Below are 377 nucleotides of genomic sequence, written 5' to 3'. Positions count from 1 at the left end.
GGTCACCGCACCGCTGTCATCACCCTTGATCTCGGCACCGTCATTGACGCCGGTGATGGTGATGGTCACGGTGTGGCTGGTGCCATCCAGGCTCTGTACGGTGAAGGTCTCGACCTTGGTCTCGCCCTGGCCCAGGTACTGCACCTTGCTGTTGGCGACTTCATAGCTCCACTTGCCAGCCGCATCGATCTCCAGCTGACCCAGGGCGCCAGCACTCGGGGTGCCCAGGCCCGGTTTGAACTCAGCCTCATCGGCCCCGTCCACGTCGGTCACGCTCAAGCTGCCGGTCTCGGTCAGGTTACCGCTGACCACGTTCAGGTCTTCGGTCACCGCACCGCTGCCATCACCCACAATCACCGCACCGTCGTTGACGCCGG

General features: G+C 63.9%; 1 protein-coding gene. It reads right to left on the bottom strand.

Features of this window, described 5'->3' with window-relative positions; translation table 11 throughout:
- A partial coding sequence (locus AACW18_RS11315) for a VCBS domain-containing protein (protein WP_218390090.1) occupies positions 1-377 on the bottom strand: 377 nt, incomplete at both ends.

Origin of the sequence: Aeromonas sp. sia0103, assembly GCF_963895295.1 — a bacterium.
Lineage (GTDB): Bacteria > Pseudomonadota > Gammaproteobacteria > Enterobacterales > Aeromonadaceae > Aeromonas > Aeromonas encheleia.
The sequence above is the reverse complement of the archived record's forward strand: the minus strand, read 5'-3'. Positions and strand labels throughout refer to the sequence as shown.